Here is a 15,719-nt window from a genome sequence, read left to right as displayed (position 1 = left end):
TTAAGTCATGAACAGCTGTATTGAAAAACAGAAACGGCAAAAGGGTATCACCGTCAGTGTTTCCGTGTGTTGTTGAGGGATTTCGAGCAGCACTGATCTTCCATTTCTTCGCGGCACTTTGCAAAGACTTGGAGGCTGAAACTGCCAAGCATAAAACCGTTTTTTTCACAAAGCTTGTCAAGGAGTTTATTGAGCTCATCACTGTGCACTTCGACGACCCGGTCACACTGTTCACAAATGATGTGCAGATGGTTGGCTACCCCATAGGACTTTTCGTAATGTGTGTGTTTATGGCCAAGGTCGATTTTGTTGACCAGGTGAAATTTGAACAGCAGGTCAAGAGTGTGATAAACTGTCGCTCTGGATATACTGACCCCCTTTTTTTTCAGCCGCACGAATATTTCGTCGGCATCAAGGTGGCTATCGGATTCATAGATTTCGCGTAAAACAGTCAACCTTTCCCGAGTGCATCGGTATCCCTCTTCTTTCATTGACTCTTTGAAAATGGTTTCCGCCTGCAACGCCAGCTGAGAAAGGTTTTTTTTGTTCTTAATTTTTTTTGAAAAGGCCATTGGTATGATTCGGTTAGATAGGGGTCTGTTGAGAGACAATCCGTTCAGGACAGATTGTAATTGTTTTCCTGCAGCTTGTTCTGGACATTCTGGAAAAGTCTGGAATAGACGGTTTCCAGATTTTTCTCTTCCTTGGTATTTACCCTGAGCGTATAGCCGAATAATCCGTTCTTTGTTTCAGCCCTTAAAAACAACGGTTTCGGATCGAGCATGATACCATCTGTTCTCAATGCTGCGTCAATTACCAACTCACGAAGTGTTTCAGTTTTTAAGTTTTCTTTCAAATAAAGTACAAGTTCAAGTGACAAGTGCCCGTTTTTTTGAACTGATTCCGTATAATTTATAATTTTTGAACGAAATGCAGTTGAGTTTGGTATGAGGATGATTTCATTCAAAAGATTTTTTATGCGGATTACAAGAGGACCTTTATAAACGATGTCACCGGTAATGTCTCCGAATTTAACCCTGTCACCGATTCTGAAAGACCCAGTATAATTGAGCATTATACCGGCGATTATGTTCTGGAATGCAGGCACTGCGCTGAGTGAAACAGTCAGACCTAAAATTATGAACAGCGCCAGTATCGTTCGGTTGTTAGTTAACGGCAAAGATGCAAAAAGCAGGAATACCAACAAGAGGTAGAGAATTATTTTGACGATTTTTCTTGTCGGTTCCGCCCATTCGGCATCAAAATCACCAAACTTGAGCTCTCCTTTTGAGATGTTTCTGAAGAAAACATCGCTGAACTTGCCGAGGTAACGGGTAATGATAATCAGGATAATGATTGCAATAACATTTGGAATCAGGGCGATAAATTCGTTTGATAATTTTTTTGCCGGTTCCAGAACGAATGCAAGCAGGTTGGTCGATAAGTCCTCTGTCCAGGGGAAGAAGCTCAGCATTGTAGTGAGGTAAGCATAGATCAAAAGGACTTTCAGAAACAACTCGGTTATTTTACTGAACCATTCGAGTCCCGATGCAAAATGGTCGGGGGAAAGCATTTGTATGAGCTTGTTCGGGCTGGAGGAGGTGTTGTGCAGCCTGATTTTTTGTATCCATCCGTCGATGAGGGTAAAAAAGCTGTGCAGATAATGCCAGACAACTCCCAGTGCCACTAACAGCAGAAGAGATTTGAGGATGCTGAATGCTATATTTCGTCCGCTGGTTTCTTGCCTGAATTTTTCTGCCTGATTCGAGATTTTTGCAAGAGCTGAATCGGCAAGCTCACGCCTTGACATATTTTCAGCTATGGCATCTTCTTCGCTGAATGCTGCTATGATGTCCTTTTGGGTTCTGATTGCCGTCAGCGTTTCTCCCTCAACGATTATGAGCGAGTCAACCGGAGTTGACGAGCGGAAAAATTCTGTCAGGAGTTTTGATGTTTTCTGGGCTCTTTGCTCTGGTTCGATAGATGCGATTTTGCCGTGTAGGCGAAAAACTTCATTGTTGTTGACAATGACCGGAAATCCGCTTTGTTGCTTCAGTGAGTCGGAAAAAAACTTTATAACATCCTTATCGTCGATTTTTGGCGGAGTAGCCGGCTCGGCTTCTAAAGTATCTGTAACGGTTTCAGTTGTTACGGGAACTATAAGGCCTGCCTGTTGCGATAGGTCGGTTTTTTGCGATGTTGTGTCTGCAATCGCAATGTTTATGCTTGCTGAAAAGAGCAGCAAAAAGACAATATATGTGATGAGATGTTTTTTCATTGTCATCGTTTATAAATGATCGTGTCTAATTTAACTGAATTTAAGCGCATACCAACCCGGCAAGGTCTGTACACTTCTGTGATTCCCTTCTGACGCTTGTTTCACGTGGTTTTCCGAGAGTTTACTGAAACCGCTCATTGCTCGAAAACCGATAGAGTACGATCATTTTTGTGCCTTATTTGTACAATGGTAATTCGAAAAATAGGTACATGGTAAAAGTCAAGTTACGAAAAAAGGCAATTTCAAAAGGATGAGAAAACCTGTATCTGGACTTCCGGCAGCTGGTTACACTGCCAGGAGGAACAAAGCGCGGCGCGAGTTTCTTGGCTTACGGTTCCACACCTTCATAACGCAATAGCTTTTAGAAGCGTCGCAGGAATGCGTGACGCCCTCGATATTCGATGTGTCAGGTTCATCGAATGATGATGGTGCAGTGGCCATGCAGGCTCTTGATGGCTAAAGCTACGGAACCCTTCGGCTTGCCATCGAGTCACCTACGGGGTGGAAGAAGCCGCGTATGGAGAAGCTTTCTCCCCGTTACACGACGCGGTGGGAAGATATTATCGAGTAAGGGGTAGAGGTTTTGGATGATGCTCGGTTGAGCGCAGGATATAACACCGGCATCAGCAGCTGACCCCATAGTGAAAAACGAGTGGCGGGGCTGTCGGCCTGAACGTTATTGTTTGGCAGATTCATTTCAATTGGATATGCCATTTACATGTATCAGAACCGGAATAGATTGATTGCTTAATGTGAACTTCCTTGACGTTGAATACTGTATTGAAGAAAACAGACATATGACCTATACTGCACTTGCAGTAGCTTTTATGCGTTTTAAAAGGCTTTCCTTTATTTATTAAACCACATACACATTTACTTCTTTCAATTGCAATTGAGTTCCTGTCTGGGTCGTAAGTGAATTGAGTATTGTATCTTTCCTCTTCCTCATTCAATTTAATAAAGAAGTCGTTCATCGACTTGGATTGATTCCAAATACGTTTTACAAAACTCGACCACGATTTCCCGCAACACTGTACACCACATTCAAATAAAACTCTTTCGGCATTATCTTTGCCAATGCTTTTTTCCATTCTGCCCATCACAGTTTCGACATATTTTGTTTGTTCGGGCTTTTTGAGCTTGGGGAAGTTTTTAGAATCATGGAGAATGTCTTCCATCTCATTTTCATATCCTTGCTTTCTTAAATGTTTTGTGATTCTGCCAAACCGGCCACCTTCTAAGTATTCCATATTTTTTCCTATGTATATGCCCAACATTATGTAGTATTTGCGCTACAGATTTTCTGTGGTATTCTGAATATACTGTGTGCTTGATTGACGCTCAAGGGAACTTGCCCCGTTTACTGTAACGCAAGGTTTAGAGAAGCTTTTGTGTTTGCTTATAAGCCGTTAACCGGACCATTTTCTCTATACCGTCATAGAGCGCTATAGTTGTCATGGGAGAACTGTGCCTCGTGAAACAGGGGTTCGGATTTCACAGGGAAGTGGAATCCATATCGGCTTTCTTTGGAAGATGGAGCCCAGGGTCAAGCCCGAAGATGACAACCATGAGAAGGGGCAATGAACTAGTAATGATTGCCTGTTTGCTATGTGAGAGGCTCGCCTTTTAAGGCGGCCTCTTTTTTGTTGTTTGAAAATTAATAGATTATATCGCCAAACGATGGTGAGGTAAGCTTGAAAGAGGGCGGCTTTGTGCCTCTTACGTCTCGGCTCTATGGTTTTGGGTTTAAGTTGTTATCTTGTTGCTGTTTATTGATTTGCTTCATGATTAAAGTAAAATCAAGCTGATATTGCCGAATTCAAAAGACAGATGTTTTGGGACGAGGGTTTGCAGGGCAACCGGTACGGTGTGGCCAGGCATGTTTCGCTCAAGGCAGGGGAGGCAACTTTTTAGCCTGTCTGCAGGTTTGGTAAACAACATTTTAATTGTCCATTTTAGTAGAATGATATTACCGATTAACACTTACAGTGACCAGGTGCTGCGCCGGAAAACAAAGCCTTTGAAAGGGGCGGATGAGCAGCTTGAAGAACTTATAGGCAATATGTTCGAGTCCATGAGGAATGCCGACGGGATTGGACTCGCAGCTCCCCAGGTGGGTGCTTCTCTACGCTTGCTTGTAGTCGATATTTCCATTGCCGAAGGGTATGAAAAAGCTTCCCCGATGGTGGTCATCAACCCTCACATCCTTGCTGTGAAAGGTTTTGTCTCGATGAATGAAGGTTGCTTGAGTATTCCTGATGTCAGGGGTGATGTTGTACGTCCTTCATCCATACAGATCAAATACCGTGACGAGCATTTCGAAGAGCATACCGCGGAGTTTAACGACCTTACTGCACGGGTGTTGCAGCATGAGGTCGATCATCTCGACGGAACGCTTTTTGTCGATCGTATGCAGCGGCGAAACCGCAGGAAAATTCAGAAAGAGCTTGATGCGATAACTCGTGGCGAGGTAAGGACCAGCTACCCTATTGCTACGCAGACGTTGGATTGCGAAGTGAAGTGAAAATGAAAAAAAGATTTTTCAATGAGAATTATTTTTATGGGAACGCCCGAGTTTGCTGTCCCTTCTCTTCGCGCAATAGCTGAATTAGACAATGAATTTGAAATTGTTCTTGTGGTTACCGGCAAGGACAAACCAAGAAGAAGTAGACGTTCCGAGCCTGAACCTACCCCTGTTAAGAAAGCAGCAAAGGAACTGGGATTTACAGTTTTTGAAATAGATGACGTAAAGGATCCTCGTTTTGCCGGAACTGTTGCGCGGTACCGGCCCGACGTAATTGTCGTTGCAGCTTTTCGTATCCTGCCTCCTTCGGTTTTTGAGCAAGCAAGGTTAGGGGCGTTCAATCTTCATGCTTCGTTACTGCCGCATTACAGAGGTGCTGCTCCGGTCAACTGGGCAATAATCAACGGTGACAGGGAAACGGGAGTGACGACATTTTTCCTGCGAAAACGTGTCGATACCGGAAGCATTATATTGCAGGAGAAAACAAATATCGGGGTTGAGGAAACGGCAGGAGAGCTTGCCGGTCGATTATCGGTTGTCGGTGCGGGCGCGGTTGTTACGACTCTGAAGCTTATCAGGGAGGGTAAAGCAGAGCCACTACCGCAAGATGAAGCCAAGATGACCAAGGCTCCCAAATTAACCACTGAAAATACCCGGATTGACTGGGCCGAGCCTGTCGATGCTATTTGTGATTTTGTCAGAGGTCTTTCACCCAGACCAACAGCCTGGACGGTATTCAATCATAAAAAAGTAAAGATCTATAAAGCGATCCCTTCTGATTTTCAGCTTCCTGAATCGAAGCAGCAGGCAATGGTGCCGGGCAGTTTCTCGACGGATGGAAACCGGTTGTTTGTTATGGGGCTTGACGGGTGGGTTGAGATCATCTCTCTTCAAATGGAGGGTAAGCGCAAGATGAACGCTGTTGAATTCTGTTGTGGGTTCCGTTGTGAAGAGGAGTGCCCCTTGTTTTCATAGGGAAACCGGATTCATTATATTCCCCGGTGTTTTTGCGAATTTCAACTAAATATGAACAGTTTATGCCTTCGAGCAGTAGGGTAGTCAATACTATCAGGAACTTCTGTATCATAGCTCATATAGATCACGGAAAATCTACGCTTGCAGATCGATTTTTGGAAGCGACTGATACGTTACAGCACAATCAGGTAGCTGAACAGGTGCTTGATGATATGGAGCTTGAACGTGAACGAGGTATCACCATAAAAAGTCATGCAATCCGTATGCACTATAAGGCTGTCGATGGTGATGCATATATTCTGAACCTTATCGATACCCCGGGACATGTTGATTTCAGTTATGAAGTTTCACGTTCTCTGGCCGCTTGTGAAGGGGCGTTGCTTGTGGTCGATGCTACGCAGGGGGTCGAGGCTCAGACTATTGCCAATCTCTATCTCGCCGTTGAGGCCGGACTGGAAATTATTCCGGTCATCAATAAAATAGACCTTCCTTCCGCTGATGTAGAAGGGGTGGCTCAGCAGATTGTCGATCTTATGGGTGTTGAAAGAAGTGAAATTGTCGAGGTATCGGCAAAGGCCGGTATTGGAGTCGATGTTTTGCTCGAGGCTATTATTGCAAGAATTCCGGCACCTGTCAATCATCGTGATCAACCTCTCCGGGCTCTGATTTTCGATTCGGTGTTCGATGCATATCGTGGTGCAATCGTTTATTTGCGCATTGTTGACGGTGTTCTCAAGAAAGGGGATCGAGTCAGTTTTTTTGCCAACAACAAAGTTTTTGTCGCTGACGAGATCGGATCCATGGGGCTCAAACGACAGCCTTCCAAAGTGCTCGAGTCGGGAGATGTCGGCTACCTTATTTGTTCCATCAAAGATGTCCGGGATGCCAAAGTGGGCGATACGGTTACTCTTGCTGATGCTCCGGCGAGGGAACGGCTTGCAGGGTATAAAGATGTCAAGCCGATGGTTTTCAGCGGTCTCTATCCGGTGAACTCCGATGAGTTCGAAGATCTTCGTGAGTCACTTGAAAAACTTTCATTGAACGACGCTTCCCTGGTCTATACCCCTGAAACATCTGCAGCACTCGGTTTCGGGTTCAGGTGTGGGTTTCTCGGGTTGTTGCACATGGAAATCATACAGGAGCGGCTGGAGAGGGAATATCAGGTCAACATCATAACAACGGTTCCCAACGTTGAGTACAGGGTCGTCTCAACCGACGGAGAGACGCTTGTCGTTGACAATCCCTCGAAAATGCCTGACGCCGGGTTGATCAAACAGATCGAGGAGCCATATGTCAGCATTCATATTATCACGATGGCAGACTATATCGGTAATATCATGAAGCTTGCCATGGAGCGGCGGGGAGAGTATAAGAATACCGATTATCTTGATACTTCGAGGGTGAATTTGCAGTTCGAGTTTCCGCTTGCCGAGATTGTTTTTGACTTTCATGACAAACTCAAGTCGGTATCGAAAGGATATGCGTCGATGGATTATGAATATATCGGCTATCGTGTTTCGGATCTTGTCAAGCTCGACGTACTTCTCAATGGTGAACCGGTTGATGCGCTTTCCACCATTGTTCATCGTTCAAAAGCATATGAGTGGGGGAGAAAGCTATGCCAGAAGCTCAGAGGCATTATTCCACGACAGATGTATGAAGTCGCTATTCAGGCCGCGATCGGAAGCAGGGTCATAGCCCGTGAGACCATCTCTGCAATGAGAAAGAACGTTCTTGCCAAATGCTATGGAGGGGATATCAGCCGAAAGCGAAAGCTGTTGGAAAAGCAGAAAGAAGGTAAAAAACGGATGAAGCAGGTCGGGCGGGTGGAAGTTCCCCAGGAAGCGTTTCTCGCTGTATTGAATATGGATGATCAGTAGAGTGCCGGGGTAGGTGCCATATCCAGGCGGAGCGCCGCAAGATAACGGGATGAAAAGCGTCAAAAAAAACAGTGGTCTGGAAAGCGGTTCCGGTTGTAACATTCAAAAAATAAAGGTTTTGGGAAAAGGTAAAGAGAAAACGGGAAAACAGCATTCAAAAGAGTGGTTTGAGGCTTTACTGATTGCACTTGTATTTGCCACTCTCATAAGAGTATTTGTTGTAGAATCGTATCGTATACCAACAAGCTCTATGGAAAAAACACTGCTTGCCGGTGATTTTTTATTTGTAAACAAATATATCTATGGGGCAAAGGTTCCTTTTACCGATATCAGGTTACCGGGAATCGATTCTGTCGAACGGGGGGATATCGTTGTGTTCAAATTTCCGAAGGACAGGTCTTTAAACTACATAAAACGTTGCGTGGCGATAAGTGGAGATGTGCTCGAAATCAAGGACCGCAGACTCTTCATAAATGGTGAAGAGGCAATATTTCCGGAGCATGCACAGTTTCTCGCTGATTTGATGCCCGCAGGATATCCGGACCAGCAGGTGTTTCCAAGGTTTTCAGGTTTCAATAAGGACAATTACGGCCCGATCCGTGTTCCTCGCAAAGGCGATGTCGTAACGCTGAACGAAAAGGGTTACTATCTCTATGCCTCATTGATTGCCGAAGAAGGGCATAGTATCGGAGTTACAGATGGTACAATTCTTATCGACGGTCAGCCTGCCGATACCTATACCATTGAGCAGAACTATTACTTTGTTATGGGGGATAACAGGGATAACAGTCTCGATAGCCGTTTTTGGGGATTCTTACCTGAACGGGATATGGTCGGTGAGGCTTTGATGGTTTACTGGTCATGGAATCCGAACATTTCCCTGTTGAATCCGGTTGAAAAGCTCAATTCGATTCGTTGGCAAAGAACCGGTTTGATGGTTCATTGAGGCAATGACAGTACCAGCAGATGATTGATGCAGAGAATGTGTCGTGAAATTTCTCTGGTTGAATGTTCTACGCACTGTCGGCTGAAAAGAAGATTGCAGAGATTCACCTGTTCGATGTGCAGGTTGGGAAGAGAGAGTCCGGGGTTTTCTTCTTGCTGATTCTGTTTTTTTACCGGTATGAATTCGAGATTTCGTAGCGTAACCGACTGTAAGTCAATTCCGGCACGAAGATGTTCAACTGAAATAGTGTATCGGTTTTCTGTTGCAGTTTCAATTTCCTGCAAAATGGTGTTCTTGAGCGCGCTGTTGAGATAGACGTTGGTAAGGAGGTAAATAACAAGATACCCGGCTGAAAAAAGCACCCCCGGTGATAATGCCAGTGCTTTTAGCCAGTTGATAAAAGTTATCGTTTTTTCTGAATAAGATCTACCCATCCTTTATGTTGGCGAAAGGGTAAGGGGTTAACGAGATTTACTCTCTATTTCATGATAGTGATTTTTTCTTTTATTTAAGCATTTGCATTATTCATTCATCGCTCTGACTTATGTCACATACAGGTCCTTCGACCGATTTTATTCTTAATCCTCTCATCAAAGCTGTTCATGCGGACACTGAAACCCCTGTTTCGGTGTATCTGAAACTTCGGGAGGTTTATTCATGTTTGCTCGAATCTGTCGAGGGAGAAGAAAAGCTTGCCCGTTTTTCCTACATAGCGATTGATCCGGTCGCGATTCTTAAAGGTTCGGTCGATGGAGATATTTCTCTTCAGGTGAGGGATGAGCGTTTCAAGGGTCTCGAAGCTCTGATAGCAGGAGAACGAGAGTTGAGGAAAGTCATCGATCGTTGTCTTGGCGCATTCGGGTCGTCCCAGCAGGTAGAAAGCATGGTTGGATCTTCCCCGATGATTACGTCCGGAGCCTTTGGATATTTCAGTTATGATACAATGCATCTGGTTGAAAAGATCCCTTTTCCCCGTAAACCGGATCCGTCAGGTCTGCCCGATGTTTTCCTGCTGTTCTGTGACAAGCTGGTTGTTTTTGACAATGTCAAACGGAAAGTGTTTATCGTTGTCAACTACCTCGGTGAGGAAGACCGGAACAGAGCGGAACAGGTTATCGAAACCATTCGTGCTAAAATGTTTCAGCCTCTTGACCCTCTTTGCATACAGCTAAGACCGGAAAAGCATGAAGAGGTTGTTTCCAATACTGTTAAAGAAGATTTCCTCAAGAAGGTTCTTGTCGCCAAAGAGCATATCAGAGCCGGTGACATTTTTCAGGTTCAGGTTTCCCAAAGACTCAAACGTCAGCTGAATACCGGGCCGTTTGATGTGTATCGCATGTTGCGAACCATAAACCCCTCACCTTATCTGTACTATTTCGATATGGGAGATTTCGACATAGTTGGGTCGTCTCCCGAGCTGCTTGTCAAGGTGGGTATGGATGAAGACGGGCGAAGGATTGTCGATACACGTCCGATTGCCGGTACCAGGCCGAGGGGCAAAACATATGAAGAGGACGCCAGGATCGAAAAAGAGTTGTTATCGGATGAAAAAGAACTTGCCGAGCATTTGATGCTTATTGACTTGAGCCGGAACGATATCGGTAGGATTGCAAAGATCGGTACTGTCGAGACCAATGAAAAAATGATCATCGAACGCTACTCCCATGTTATGCATATTGTCAGTAATGTCCGGGGAGAGCTGCAGGATAGTTACAGTCCGATGGATGCATTCTGGGCCTGTTTTCCTGCAGGCACCTTGACCGGTGCGCCGAAAGTGAGGGCAATGGAGATTATTTACGAACTGGAGGAAGAAAAACGTGGTCTTTACGGTGGCGCGGTAGGGTTTATCGATTTCCGGGGACAGCTTGAAACCGCAATTGCCATAAGGACAATGGTTGTTAGAGACAATATCATTTATTTTCAGGCGGCGGGTGGTATTGTTGCCGATTCGGTGCCTCTGAATGAATTTGAGGAGACCATGAACAAAATGCAAGCCGGGTTACGTACTGTTGATGCCCTTGAAAATTTTGAGGAATGATATTTGGATGCTGCGGGCTTGTTGATTTTCGAGTGTATCCTTTAAACGCTCTGTGTAGTTATTGCTGTTATGAAACAGTGGTGGAAAATGTAAAACGATAGATTTTACATACAAATCAATTATCAAAGTGATAACATGAATAAATGCTGAACAAGATGAATAAGAAAAAACTATCCTACCTGTTTTTGGTTCTCGCTGGGGTGGCCATAGGTTGGCTCGTGTTTTCCAACCTGGAGTTTACCTTTCCGGCAAAAGATGAGAGTAAGGTGGCTGTATCCAACCATATCAACATGGCGTCGGCGGCCAATACTTTTCAGGACAAACCGATTCGTACCCTCAAAGATTTCAATGAAGCTTTCGTACAGATTGCCGAATCTGCGACTCCTTCGGTTGTGACTATTTTCACCGAAAAAACCGTCAACCGGAGATTTATTTCACCTTTTGATTTTTTCGGGAGCCCATTCGATGATTTTTTTGAGACACCGAGAAGACGTGAAGAGGGTGCCAACGGTCGCAAGGAGGTTTTACGAGGGCTCGGTTCGGGGGTTGTCGTCAGCAGTGACGGATATATCCTGACGAACAATCACGTTGTCGATAAGGCCGATAACATTTATATCAGAACCCATGACAACAAAAAGGTGCAGGCAAAAGTTATCGGTACGGATCCTAAGACAGATATCGCAGTCATTAAAGTCGAAGTGAAAAATCTGAAGCCTATTGCTATTGGTGACAGTGATGCATTACGGGTTGGTGAGTGGGTGATTGCTATTGGCAGCCCTCTGGGGGAAAACCTTGCCCGGACAGTAACACAGGGGATTGTCAGTGCTAAAGGCCGTGCAAATGTCGGTCTGGCCGACTATGAAGACTTCATTCAGACTGATGCCGCGATCAATCCAGGGAATTCGGGAGGGCCTCTCGTGAATATCAACGGAGAGCTGGTCGGCATAAATACGGCCATAGCGAGCCGTACCGGTGGCTTTCAGGGGATTGGTTTTGCTGTTCCGTCAAATATGGCTCGACAGATCATGCAGTCGCTCATTAAGACCGGCAAGGTTACCAGAGGATGGCTTGGTGTGACGATACAGGATGTGGATGAGAACATCGCAAAAGGTCTTAAACTCAAGAAAGCCGAGGGAGTGCTTGTCGGTACGGTTGTCGAGAAAAGCCCTGCGGAAGCAGGGGGTTTGAAAACAGGTGATGTCATTATTGAGATGAACGGAAAAAAGGTCAGGGATACCATTGAACTGCGTAACACCGTTGCCAGAACATCACCAGGTACCGTAGTTAAGCTGACCATATGGAGGGACGGTACTATGAAAACTCTTTCGGTGAAGCTCGACCAGATCCCGGATCAACCTGTTGCTGCCGAACAGCAGCAGGAGATGAGTGATTTGCTTGGTTTCACCGCAGCGCCCATGTCTTCTGAATTGGCATCGAGGTACAGGTTACAGACCGATGCCGGAAAAGTTGTCGTTACAGACGTTGACCCGGCTGGTAATGCTTACCGCGCCGGTCTGCGTAACGGTGATGTAGTCAAGGCGGCAAATAGAAAGGACATCACATCGTACAAACAGTTTTTATCAATTGTCGGTAAGATGAAAGAGGGTGATCTGTTATTTTTGCTCGTCAAGCGAGGGGATAGCAATGTGTATTTTGCTTTTAACCTGTAAACCAGCTTTGTAAGCAGTACAAAGAATTGTAAATTGATCTTGAACGAAGAGAGGTAAAGTCAGCGGCACGCTGGCTTTACTTTTTTTATTGACAAAGAGACGCTAGGATATACAGGGCGTGAATGAATAACAAACAGAAGAGATATGAGCGATAGAGTGTATCTGACCAAAGAGGGATATAACAGGTTGAAAGACGAGCTGAACAGACTCAAGAGTGAGACGCGAGCGGAAGTTCTTGAAAAAATCGCTGAAGCAAGGGCTCATGGTGATCTCAGTGAGAATGCGGAATATGAGGCGGCCAGAGAAGAGCAGCGGCAGTTGGAGAGCCGCATTGGCGAACTGGAAAACAAGCTCACAAGGGCGACGATTCTCGATCCAAAACAGATAAGGACCGACAAGGTCTATATTTTGACTTCCGTGAAGTTGAAAAACTTGATTGTTGAAGAAGAGATTATCGAGTATACCCTGGTTTCTTCCGAAGAAGCAGATACCGATCAGGGAAAGATATCGGTTCGTTCTCCTGTTGGCCGGGGACTTCTGGGGAAGGCGGTTGGAGAAAAGGTGCAGATAAATGTGCCAAAAGGGCAACTTCACTATGAGATACTTGAAATATTTGTTAAATAACCTCGCAAAAAACGATTGAAGTCATGGGGAAACGTCAGATTGTCTATAAGGCCGGTCAGATCCGGGGAAACAGCGATCTCATCGACAAGGAAGTGAATCTTATTACCATAGAGGACAGGGTGTGGCATGGTCGGATTGTTTCGGTGAATCAGTCTGAGGTCATTCTCAGGGATGCACGTTCGGGAAAACATAAGTTTCCTCTCGACCAGATTGATAAAATCTACAGAGATATTGTAACCGACTATTGATCATGCGTAAAAAAATTGTTGTAGGTAACTGGAAAATGAACAAAACCGTTGCTGAAGCAAGTGAGCTTGCCTCGGCAATTCTTGAGCACCTCGGAAACAGCACTCTTCTTTGTGAAGTCGGGATTGCCCCGGCTTTTCCTGCACTTACGGAGGTTGGAAAAGTTATCGGATCGAGCGATATCCGGCTTGCCGCGCAGAATTGCCACTATGAAGATGACGGCGCTTATACCGGTGAGATTTCGGTACGAATGCTGGAGTCTCTGGGTTGTGCATACGTTATTATCGGACATTCCGAGCGCAGGCAGTATTTCGGTGAGACCAACCGGACAGTGAACCTCAGGGTCAGAAAAGCGCTGGCGGAAGGCATGCAGGTTATCATGTGCGTCGGCGAGACCCTCGAAGAGCGGGAAGGCGGCATTACGGACAAGATAGTTACCGAACAGGTTCGTGAAGGTCTGAAGGATGTCGGTGATCTTGGCGGCGTTGTTCTGGCTTATGAGCCGGTGTGGGCTATCGGAACAGGAAAGACGGCAACACCTGAGCAGGCTGAAGAGGTTCATGCTTCAATCCGTGCGACGATCAGCGATATGTTTGGGGAGTCGGCTGCCGGGAATCTCCGCATTCAGTACGGTGGAAGCGTGAAACCTTCAAACGCCGTTGAATTGTTTGCCATGCCGAATATCGACGGCGGACTCATCGGTGGAGCGAGCCTCAAAGCCGAAGATTTTGTGGCGATTGTGAAAGCAGCGGGATAAGAAGTCAAAAGGAAAAAGGCAAAAGTCGGGAAGGCACAATAATGCACGATTATTGTGCCTTTCTTGTTTCATATCCCTGTCTGTTATGGTTTCCCGGTTGCTTCCTGCGACTTTTTCATCGAACAGAAATCGGGACCGCACATGGTGCAGAAGTTATCATCTGTGACCGTATCCGCGTTGTCAGGTGAATTTTCAGCATGAACCTGACGGGTTCTCGCCGGATCGAGGGAAAGGTTGAACTGGTCGTTCCAGGAAAAAGCATAACGCGCGCTACTCATAAGATTGTCATGCAGCCAGGCAACCGGATTCCCTTTTGCTAGATCGGCGGCATGAGCAGCCAGTTTGTGTACAATAACCCCTTCGCGTACATCATCTTTTTTGGGAAGTCCCAGATGCTCTTTCGGGGTGACATAGCAAAGCATCGCACACCCCATACTTGCAAGCAACGTCCCACCGATTGCCGAGTTGACATGGTCGTAGCCGGCTCCGATATCGGTAACCAACGGTCCCAAGGTGTAAAAAGGTGCTTCGTGGCAGTACTCGAGCTGCTTTTGCATGTTCTCTTCAATGAGGTTCATTGGTACATGGCCCGGACCTTCAATCATAACCTGAACATCGTATTTCCAGGCTTTCAGGGTAAGTTCTCCAAGGGTTTTCAATTCACTGAACTGTGCCTCGTCGTTTGCGTCGGCAATCGAACCCGGGCGCAAGGCATCGCCTATCGATATGGCGATGTCATATGCCCTGAGAATTTCGCAGATTTCATCGAAATGGGTATAGAGAAAGTTTTCGTGGTTGTGCGCACGGCACCACTTGGCGATAATCGAGCCGCCCCTTGAAACAATACCGGTTGTTCTTTTTGCTGCAGCGGGTAGAAAATCCATAAGGATACCGGAATGAATGGTAAAATAATCCACACCCTGTTCCGCCTGTTCGATCAGCGTGTCCCGGTACATTTCCCAGGTCATTTCTTCGGCAATGCCACCTACCTTTTCAAGGGCCTGGTAGATCGGAACAGTGCCGACAGGGACGGGCGAATTTCTGAGAATCCATTCGCGTGTCGTGTGAATGTTTTCACCTGTGCTGAGGTCCATGACGGTATCGGCTCCCCATCGGCAGGCCCAGACAGCTTTTTCAACCTCTTCACTGATTGATGAGCCAAGTGCGGAATTGCCGATGTTGGCATTGATCTTGACCCTGAAATTTTTACCGATAACCATCGGTTCCAGCTCAGGATGGTTGATGTTTGCCGGGATGATAGCCCTGCCTTTTGCAACTTCCTCACGGACAAAATCAGGCGTGACAGGCTTGAACGGTTTACCTTTGATGGGTGAACGCTCGATCCATGCTTCTAACTGCTGGTTCTCCCTGATGGCGACATACTCCATTTCAGGAGTGATGATTCCTTTGCGAGCATAATGCATCTGTGTGACGGGTTGCCCCTGTTTCGCCCTTACAGGTTTTCTTCCGTTCATCGGGCAAGGGATACTTGCAGGAGATTCCTCCACATCGTTTTGATTGCAGTGCCAACTGTCGCGCATACGGGGAAGTCCTCGATCGAGGTCGAGTTCTGCTGAAGGATCCGAATAAGGGCCGCTGGTATCATAGAGCGGGAAAAATGAAAATTCTTCACCCTGGATATTGTAGGTTTGCGAAAGTTTGATTTTCCGCATGCCGACTTTCACCGGGTGCATGGAGCCCTCGATATAGATTTTTTCGGAGTCGGGTCCGTAAAAATGCTTTTCAGGACAAAAAAGGCTATCCGCTGTTTTGCTCATGGT

14 protein-coding genes and 1 pseudogene are annotated in these 15,719 nt (G+C 45.9%); 10 read left to right on the top strand and 5 right to left on the bottom strand.

Annotation, left to right across the window (positions count from 1 at the left end):
- Positions 1–53 precede the first annotated feature (53 nt).
- Together CR164_RS07120 and CR164_RS07115 are read right to left on the bottom strand one after the other, a co-directional pair.
- Positions 54–491 (bottom strand): Fur family transcriptional regulator, encoded by a 438-nt coding sequence (locus CR164_RS07120; protein ID WP_416145739.1) that lies wholly within the window; start codon positions 489–491, stop codon positions 54–56.
- 125 nt (positions 492–616) lie between these two features.
- On the bottom strand, positions 617–2,278 hold the full coding sequence (locus tag CR164_RS07115; RefSeq protein ID WP_110023234.1) for a mechanosensitive ion channel domain-containing protein: 1,662 nt from the start codon (positions 2,276–2,278) through the stop codon (positions 617–619).
- A gap of 478 nt (positions 2,279–2,756) precedes the next feature.
- Between CR164_RS07115 and CR164_RS07110 the strand changes: the two are divergent.
- Positions 2,757–2,849 (top strand): annotated as a pseudogene (locus tag CR164_RS07110) (DUF4113 domain-containing protein); the annotation flags it as partial.
- 121 nt (positions 2,850–2,970) lie between these two features.
- Here CR164_RS07110 and CR164_RS07105 read toward each other — a convergent pair.
- Positions 2,971–3,528, bottom strand: a complete 558-nt coding sequence (locus tag CR164_RS07105) for a DUF6144 family protein (protein ID WP_110023233.1) — start codon at positions 3,526–3,528, stop codon at positions 2,971–2,973.
- Positions 3,529–4,241: 713 nt separating this feature from the next.
- Between CR164_RS07105 and def the strand changes: the two genes are divergently transcribed.
- The 4 genes from def to lepB all read left to right on the top strand — a co-directional run bounded on the left by def (position 4,242) and on the right by lepB (position 8,603).
- On the top strand, positions 4,242–4,802 hold the full coding sequence (gene def, locus CR164_RS07100) for a peptide deformylase (RefSeq protein ID WP_110023232.1): 561 nt from the start codon (positions 4,242–4,244) through the stop codon (positions 4,800–4,802).
- A 21-nt stretch (positions 4,803–4,823) separates the two neighbouring features.
- Complete coding sequence (gene fmt / locus CR164_RS07095) at positions 4,824–5,777, top strand: methionyl-tRNA formyltransferase (RefSeq protein ID WP_110023231.1); 954 nt, start codon at positions 4,824–4,826, stop codon at positions 5,775–5,777.
- A 62-nt stretch (positions 5,778–5,839) separates the two neighbouring features.
- Positions 5,840–7,657: a translation elongation factor 4 gene (lepA, locus tag CR164_RS07090; RefSeq protein WP_110023230.1), complete on the top strand. Its 1,818-nt coding sequence runs from the start codon at positions 5,840–5,842 to the stop codon at positions 7,655–7,657.
- A 118-nt stretch (positions 7,658–7,775) separates the two neighbouring features.
- Positions 7,776–8,603: a signal peptidase I gene (lepB, locus tag CR164_RS07085; protein WP_239994499.1), complete on the top strand. Its 828-nt coding sequence runs from the start codon at positions 7,776–7,778 to the stop codon at positions 8,601–8,603.
- On the opposite strand, the gene CR164_RS07080 is transcribed toward lepB, so the two are convergent.
- Positions 8,597–9,037 (bottom strand): hypothetical protein, encoded by a 441-nt coding sequence (locus CR164_RS07080; RefSeq protein ID WP_110023228.1) that lies wholly within the window; start codon positions 9,035–9,037, stop codon positions 8,597–8,599. The genes lepB and CR164_RS07080 overlap by 7 nt on opposite strands.
- A 110-nt stretch (positions 9,038–9,147) precedes the next feature.
- Between CR164_RS07080 and trpE the strand changes: the two genes are divergently transcribed.
- The 5 genes from trpE (at position 9,148) to tpiA (ending at position 13,938) form a co-directional block, all read left to right on the top strand.
- Complete coding sequence (gene trpE, locus CR164_RS07075; RefSeq protein WP_110023227.1) at positions 9,148–10,641, top strand: anthranilate synthase component I; 1,494 nt, start codon at positions 9,148–9,150, stop codon at positions 10,639–10,641.
- Positions 10,642–10,796: 155 nt separating this feature from the next.
- Positions 10,797–12,311, top strand: a complete 1,515-nt coding sequence (locus tag CR164_RS07070; protein WP_110023353.1) for a DegQ family serine endoprotease — start codon at positions 10,797–10,799, stop codon at positions 12,309–12,311.
- 144 nt (positions 12,312–12,455) lie between these two features.
- Positions 12,456–12,935, top strand: coding sequence for a transcription elongation factor GreA (gene greA, locus CR164_RS07065; protein WP_110023226.1), 480 nt, complete (start codon positions 12,456–12,458; stop codon positions 12,933–12,935).
- Positions 12,936–12,958: 23 nt separating this feature from the next.
- Positions 12,959–13,183, top strand: a complete 225-nt coding sequence (locus tag CR164_RS07060; protein ID WP_110023225.1) for an LSm family protein — start codon at positions 12,959–12,961, stop codon at positions 13,181–13,183.
- A 2-nt stretch (positions 13,184–13,185) separates the two neighbouring features.
- Positions 13,186–13,938 carry a triose-phosphate isomerase gene (gene tpiA, locus CR164_RS07055; protein ID WP_110023224.1) on the top strand — a complete coding sequence of 251 codons (753 nt, stop codon included), beginning with the start codon at positions 13,186–13,188 and terminating at the stop codon, positions 13,936–13,938.
- Positions 13,939–14,021: 83 nt separating this feature from the next.
- Here the strand turns inward: tpiA and thiC are convergent, their stop codons facing one another.
- On the bottom strand, positions 14,022–15,716 hold the full coding sequence (thiC, locus tag CR164_RS07050) for a phosphomethylpyrimidine synthase ThiC (protein WP_110023223.1): 1,695 nt from the start codon (positions 15,714–15,716) through the stop codon (positions 14,022–14,024).
- Positions 15,717–15,719 lie beyond the last annotated feature (3 nt).

The sequence above is a fragment of the Prosthecochloris marina genome, assembly GCF_003182595.1.
GTDB lineage: Bacteria > Bacteroidota > Chlorobiia > Chlorobiales > Chlorobiaceae > Prosthecochloris > Prosthecochloris marina.
The sequence above is the reverse complement of the archived record's forward strand: the minus strand, read 5'-3'. Positions and strand labels throughout refer to the sequence as shown.